Origin of the sequence: Vibrio hibernica (genome assembly GCF_015223435.1) — a bacterium.
GTDB lineage: Bacteria > Pseudomonadota > Gammaproteobacteria > Enterobacterales > Vibrionaceae > Vibrio > Vibrio hibernica.
The window spans coordinates 1-7186 of the sequence record NZ_VHKO01000084.1; the positions used below are offsets into that span (position 1 = coordinate 1).

Below are 7186 nucleotides of genomic sequence, written 5' to 3' on the forward strand. Positions count from 1 at the left end.
AAAGATGAACAAAGCCGCGTGGAATAAAGATTACAGGGAAAAAGTTCTTTTTACATCAGATTAACAAAGTATATTCGCGCCCTTTGGTTTTTCCAGGTTAAGGGAAAAATGGTTAAAAGTACTTAAGTATCAAAGAAAACTTCTCACGGAACTTTGTATGTGGCGCATTTCAATTGTCGCCCTTCCAAGGTTTCTTTTACCTCCACAGCTTAACCAAGCCTATACTCATTTTCTAATGCGGTATCAACTAATGCACGATAAGAGCTGTAATACCGAACAAGCCGCAGCAATACATTGACCGTAATCCCATCAGTGGCTTTAACTAACAATGCGCAACTTGAAATTAACGCGGTTCAAAAAGCGATAAAAACATAAATATCAGAATGTTAGTTTTTTTTATTTTTATCACCTCCCTATAAAAAACTTTAGATTTATGCACAGGCCAAACCATAATCAACTATGTGTACATGTTTGCCACTTTAGCGTATTATTCACGCATTCATATTCCACATTAACGGAGGCTAAGTTTCTTCATATTGTCAAAGTGATATCGTTTAATTCGATAAAATCAAAACATAACAATATGCGGAACAACCGAGCTTACATAGAAAAGCTTTGTTGATAGGGATATTAAACTTACTAAACGTTCTTTGAACAACAATTATAAAGCAAACTTATAATGAAAAACTCAGTTGCTCTAAAACAGGCTCACCCACCAGAACTTTCCGATACAATCGTTGAAGCAGAGTCAGATCATCAGGCTCTACAAACCCTATCATCAGAAAGTAAATCGACACTCCACATATACGCACCCGAATCGTGTTTAGATACCCTTCGTTGTGTTTTAGCTCGACATGACATAAAACACGACATAAACAATTACTCAATCAGAGACTTTAAAGGTGAAACTTTATGTCACTTTAGAAGTATGGAACTATCTGAAGAAAACCGTGCTTTTTTGATCTATGCAATAGAGCTTGGTGCTTGGGTTGAGCCGTTAGCTAGCTACTTTGATAGAACGCTTGGTTATACTGAAACAGAACTGCTCCACAGTGGATACTTTCTGCACCAAAAAGCCTTTTCAATTCTGTCAAACAAAAGAAATGTTAATGAAAAGCGCTTTATAGACTTACTGTTCGTTTCCATGATCGGTTTGATTGCGATTCCTATCGGGCTTTTAACTGCCGCATTAATCAAACTTGAATCACCAGGCCCTGTCTTTTTTAAACAACGACGAACCGGCCAATACAATCAAGAATTTGAAGTTATCAAATTCCGTTCAATGCGTAACGACGCAGAAAAGAATGGTGCTCAGTGGGCAACGAAGAATGATGCTCGAGTAACTAAAGTCGGTAACTTTATTCGCAAGACACGTATTGATGAACTGCCACAGTTGATCAACGTATATAAAGGTGAGATGTCGATGGTAGGCCCACGTCCTGAACGTGAGGTGTTTATTGAGGATCTAGAAAAAGAGATTCCATACTACCGTTTTCGCCATGCAGTAAAACCCGGAGTAACAGGTTTAGCTCAAGTAAAATACCCATACGGCGCCTCTGTTGAAGACGCGGTTTGGAAGCATAAATTTGATATTTACTACATCAAACACCAGAACTGGCGTATGGAATTGAAGATTCTCTTCTTAACCGTTAAGACCGTTGTTTTTGGAATGGGGAGATAGAAGTGAGTTCAAAATTCTCCGTATTATGCTCTCTATACTTTAAAGAAGAGCCTGCTTACTTAGAGCAATGCTTTGAAAGCTTAGCTTGGCAAACACTTGAAGCCAACGAAGTAGTTGTAGTTCATGATGGTCCTTTAACTGATGCGCTTTATGAAACGTTAGATAAGTGGAAAAAAAAGCTTCCTATCAAAGAAGTTATTTTACCTAGCAATGTAGGCTTAGGAGAAGCTTTAAACGCGGGGTTGAAAGAATGTAGCTATGACTTGGTAGCCAGAGTTGATACCGATGATATTAACCACTTAGATCGGTTCGATAAACAAGTTACTTATATGGACTTAAATCAAAGTGTGGCAGCATTAAGCTGCGATATAAATGAATTTGAAACAGACCCAAGCTCACCTTCTCGAATTAGAACTGTACCTAGTTCAGAAAGCATTCAAGCCTATTCGTTGAGGCGTAATCCTGTTAATCACATGGCTGTGATCTTCCGAAAAAAAGCAATCATTGATGTTGGTAGCTATCAACATCTTCACTTTATGGAAGATTATTATCTCTGGCTCAGACTTCAAGCTAAAGGTTACAAAATTAACAACCTCAACAGCACTCTAGTTAGTGCTCGAGTCGGTAATGGCATGTTAGAAAGGAGACGAGGTATAAGGTACTCATCAAGTGAATTGAAAATTATGATGAAAATTTATAGCCTGAAGTTATCTTATAGCCCAATGATATTTTTTAATTTTAGTTTAAGAGCAATTCTGAGAGTATTCCCAGCGGATATAATGAAAGGAATATATCATTTAATCAGAGATAGAGGTTAATACTAGTAACACAATCAAGAAACCTATTAACTCTAATTTGTTATGATAGAGTAATTTAACAATATTAATTATTTAAATTGCTCTATCATTTGGTATTATTCTATTAATAAATCGTTGTCTGATATTATTATGACCCGATTTCAGATAATAAGTGCGACATTCATGGAAAGGTGTAGAAGAGGAAGCCAACTGCTGAAAGTGGTACGCCCGCAGGGTTCCCGCATGAGTTGCAAATTTGTTAAAACACCTTAAGTCCCAAACAAAACTCTCTCTCGGAACTCAGTATTTAACGCGCATTTCAATTGTCGCCGTTTTAAGGTCCCTTTCATCTCTACAAGCTTAATAAAGTTCATGTACATTTGACGAATTCGGGACAGGTTTTCGGATGCGTGCTTGTAGGTGATTCGACTGTCATCTTCATTCATTACGGCATCCAACCACCAGTGCATACTTTCAACGCCCCAGTGACCTCGACATAACTTACCAAATTCTTCGGCTTTCATTTTCTTAGAAGAAATGAAGTATCTAACCCCCAAACTGCCTGAAGGCTCACCATTTTTCCGTTGGTAAGTCGTTGCTATACATAAACTTTTCAAGCCTTTCCATTTAGCCGAAAAGTCACCAAACGCCTCTGTGAATGGAATGACTATATAGCTTCTTAGCACCTTGCGGCCACGCTGTCTGACTTCTTCCTCTTCATAAGCATACTCGGAATAATCGCTTAATTGCCCCAGTGAAAAATTATCAGTAAAGACTTTATGAAGACTTGGTTGATTATCTTTCACAGACATTAAATAATCACCTTTTCTACCCACTATCAACTCTGCAATTGAACGCTGGCAGCCCATAGCATCAACGCTAATGACCCGACCTTTAACTTTAATTAATTTGAGAAGCTCGGGGATGGTCGTTATTTCGTTCGACTTCGAACTCGTTTTTAGTTGCCCTAAAACTAGACCAGTATCAACAGAATAAGCATTCACCATATGCGTTAGGCATTTCTTCTTGCTGTGATCATACGTGCCTTTCAAAGACTTGCCATCAATAGCTATATATTTGGTTTCTAATGATTTTTCATATTGAATATCGTTACACCATCGAGTAAAACAAAGAGAAAATTCATCTGGGTCAACCAGTCCAATTCCTTTATATGTAAAAGAGTAAAGAGGTATCGAACGTCAAAACAATAAAAAGCTAGTTACTAGCGATGAGACGTTTAAATACAAAATAGGTTATGACTAATACCTATACTTCCAATTACTATAGCTAAGTAACTAATTAGTCACTACCAAATAAGTCGCGCGTATATACTTTATCTGCAATATCATTCAGCTCTTCTACCATACGGTTAGATACCACTACATCTGATATTTGCTTAAATTCGTTTAAGTCTTTAATTACGCGTGAATGATAAAATTCATTTTCTTCAAGTACAGGCTCATAAACTACAACCTCAATACCCTTTGCTTTAATACGCTTCATTATGCCTTGAATAGCTGAGGCTCTAAAATTGTCAGAGCCTGTTTTCATTACTAAGCGGTAAACGCCTACTATTTTCGGTTCACGCTTAATAATTGAATCCGCAATAAAATCTTTACGAGTAGTGTTAGCATCAACAATGGCACCAATAATATTGTTTGGTACATCTGCATAATTGGCACGAAGTTGTTTAGTGTCTTTAGGCAAGCAATAACCGCCATAGCCAAACGATGGGTTATTATAATGATTACCTATACGTGGGTCTAAACTTACCCCTTGTATAATTTGCTTGCTGTTTAAGCCATGCGCTTCGGCGTAGCTGTCGAGCTCATTAAAGTAAGCCACTCGCATAGCAAGATAAGTATTAGAAAACAGCTTAATAGCTTCAGCTTCTGTTGAGTCAGTAAACAGTACTTCAATGTCTTGTTTTATAGCGCCTTGCTTTAATAAATTAGCAAAGACTTCAGCACGTTCACTTTGCTCGCCAACAACAATTCGTGATGGATGCAGGTTATCGTGTAAAGCTTTACCTTCGCGTAAAAACTCTGGTGAAAATATTAAATTATCTACACCTAACTCTGTTTTAATATTTTGCGTAAAGCCAACGGGTACTGTCGATTTAATTACTAAAACAGCACTTGGATTATGTGATACTGCATCTTTAATAACGGCTTCAACCGAGCTGGTATTAAAGTAGTTATTTTCAACATCATAATCAGTTGGCGTGGCAATAACTATAAAATTTGCATTTTTATAGGCTGCATTTTTATCAGTAGTGGCTGTAAAATTTAAATCACGACGTGTTAAAAACTCACTAATTTCAGTATCAAAAATTGGAGATTTTTTATTACTTAAAAGCGCTATCTTTTGTTCATCAATATCAAGCGCAACAACTTCATTATGTTGTGCTAATAACATAGCGTTAGAGAGGCCTACATATCCTGTACCAACTACTGCAATTTTCATTTTATTTCCCTAAAACAACTGGTTTTTTTACATTAAACTCTTAACTTTAATCACTACCGGATTTATATTTACACCTGATAACTGACATCTAACTATTGTTCTTTATTGATTACTTAAATTAACTACATTAGTTACGTTTTCAGTATTATCTTTAGGTTCGTTTTTAAGCCTGGCATTCCATACTAAATCACAAATACCGTCGGTGGGATTAAAGCCGGTTGGTGCATCGAGTAATAGCTGGCGAATTTTTTCATGTTCAAAATTATGACATGCAATATCAAGCGCATCAATAAATACATTAAGCTCACTGAGCGGTAGCATCACTTCATGTGCGGTCATTATACGCTCATGCGGTGTTTGCTCTACGTTATCGCCTATTAATAGTTCTTCATATAATTTTTCACCTGGGCGAAGGCCTGTACATTTTATTTCAATATCGCCATGAGGGTTCGTATCGGTTTTAATTTCGAGGCCTGATAGTCTAACCATTTTAGTGGCGAGATCTTTTATTTTTACTGAATTGCCCATGTCGAGTACAAATACGTCACCACCTTTACCCATAGCGCCAGCTTGTATAACAAGCTGTGCCGCTTCAGGTATAGTCATAAAGTAGCGAGTAATATCTGGGTGAGTTAATGTTATTGGGCCACCTTCTTTTATTTGGCGGCGAAATAGTGGTACTACTGAACCACTTGAACCGAGTACATTGCCAAAGCGCACCATACAAAAACGCGTTTTATGTTTAATACCTTGATCTTGTGCTAAACCTTGCAACATTAGCTCGGCCATACGTTTAGTCGCGCCCATTACATTGGTTGGGCGTACTGCTTTATCGGTAGAAATCAATACAAAGGTATCTACGTTAGCCTCAACAGCTGCTTTGGCCGCGTAATATGTACCAAATACATTATTACACACACCTTCTACAACATTGTGCTCAACCAATGGCACATGCTTATAAGCAGCTGCATGATAGATGGTTTTTACACCAAAAGTTCTCATTACCGTTTCAAGGCGGTTAACCCGTTGTACTGAGCCCATAATAGGGATTAATTCTATTGCGAGATTTAGGCGGGTAATGTATTCAGCAAGTTCTTTTTCTATAGAGTAAAGCGCAATTTCGCTGCGTTCAAAAAGCACTAGTTTCGTGGGTTTAATTTTAACTATTTGCCTACACAGCTCTGAGCCTATCGAGCCACCCGCGCCAGTGACCATAACCACTTTATTCGCTATGTTTGCAATCATTAGTTCGGGTTTAGGGGTTACAGGATCACGACCCAGTAAATCTTCGATACCCACATCTCTAAATTCAGTGAGTTGCGCTTTACCTTCGACTATATCGGCCATTCCTGGGATTGAAAGCACTTTGATAGTCAAAGGCTCAAGTTGGGCGAGCACTTCTTTACGCCTTGCACGTGTAGCACTGGGCATTGCCAGTAATATTTTCGTTGCTTTACGTTTTTTTATTAATTCATGTATATCGTCAAACGCACGTATAGGAATACCCTGTACTATAGAGCCATACTTTGTCACATCGTCATCAATAAACGCATTTACAAAATACTCTGGCCCCGCATTTAATGCTGTGGCTAATTGACGCCCAGATGAGCCCGCACCATAAATAATAACCGGCTCTTTGTTACTCGTTGTCATTTTACCAATAAGTGCACGCACTAAAACACGCGCCCCCCCCCCACAGTCAATAAACATAACCAAGCAAAAATAAACGGCATAGTGCGCGGAATATCTATTTTAATAAAAAAAGCTAACAGCACCAAGCTTACTGTAGTTATAAATGTGCCTAACACAATAGCCCATAACGCTTGCGAGTTCATGTACCTCAGTACAGCGCGGTATAAACCTAAACTAATAAACGCATACAAAGCGGTGGGGATTAACATCAATAACAACAGCCAATTATCAGCACTTTTTAATGGCTCAAAGCTATCAAGCCTAACAATAAGGGCTAACCAAAAAGCGACTGCTATAAAAAGCGAGTCAATAAAAAGTGTAATAAGGCGCTTTTTAGGCCTAGAAGCACTTAAAATAGAACGGATAAAACTATCCACGGCAAGTTCCTTTTCGATTCCGGTCCAGGGCATAACCCAATATGATGTTTGAAATTAACAATATTGTAACTATAACAAAAAACTCATTAATGTAAGTAGCTTTAAATGATGATTTATTTGTTAAACGCTTGTAGAGCCGTTAGAGCTTAAGCGCTTGATTGAGACAGTTAAAA

4 protein-coding genes and 1 pseudogene are annotated in these 7186 nt (G+C 37.9%); 2 read left to right on the forward strand and 3 right to left on the reverse strand.

The window, feature by feature from the left end; all coding sequences use genetic code 11:
* Positions 1–679: 679 nt before the first annotated feature.
* Positions 680–1681 carry a sugar transferase gene (locus tag FH976_RS15135; protein WP_194091621.1) on the forward strand — a complete coding sequence of 334 codons (1002 nt, stop codon included), beginning with the start codon at positions 680–682 and terminating at the stop codon, positions 1679–1681.
* A gap of 2 nt (positions 1682–1683) precedes the next feature.
* Positions 1684–2499 (forward strand): glycosyltransferase, encoded by an 816-nt coding sequence (locus FH976_RS15140; protein ID WP_194091622.1) that lies wholly within the window; start codon positions 1684–1686, stop codon positions 2497–2499.
* Between the two features lie 248 nt (positions 2500–2747).
* Here FH976_RS15140 and FH976_RS15145 read toward each other — a convergent pair whose 3' ends face one another.
* From FH976_RS15145 to FH976_RS15155, 3 genes and pseudogenes are all read right to left on the reverse strand, one after another.
* On the reverse strand, positions 2748–3671 hold the full coding sequence (locus FH976_RS15145; RefSeq protein WP_194091624.1) for an ISAs1 family transposase: 924 nt from the start codon (positions 3669–3671) through the stop codon (positions 2748–2750).
* Positions 3672–3777: 106 nt separating this feature from the next.
* Complete coding sequence (locus FH976_RS15150; RefSeq protein WP_194091623.1) at positions 3778–4944, reverse strand: nucleotide sugar dehydrogenase; 1167 nt, start codon at positions 4942–4944, stop codon at positions 3778–3780.
* A 102-nt stretch (positions 4945–5046) separates the two neighbouring features.
* Positions 5047–7046 (reverse strand): annotated as a pseudogene (locus FH976_RS15155) (polysaccharide biosynthesis protein).
* Between the last annotated feature and the right edge of the window lie 140 nt (positions 7047–7186).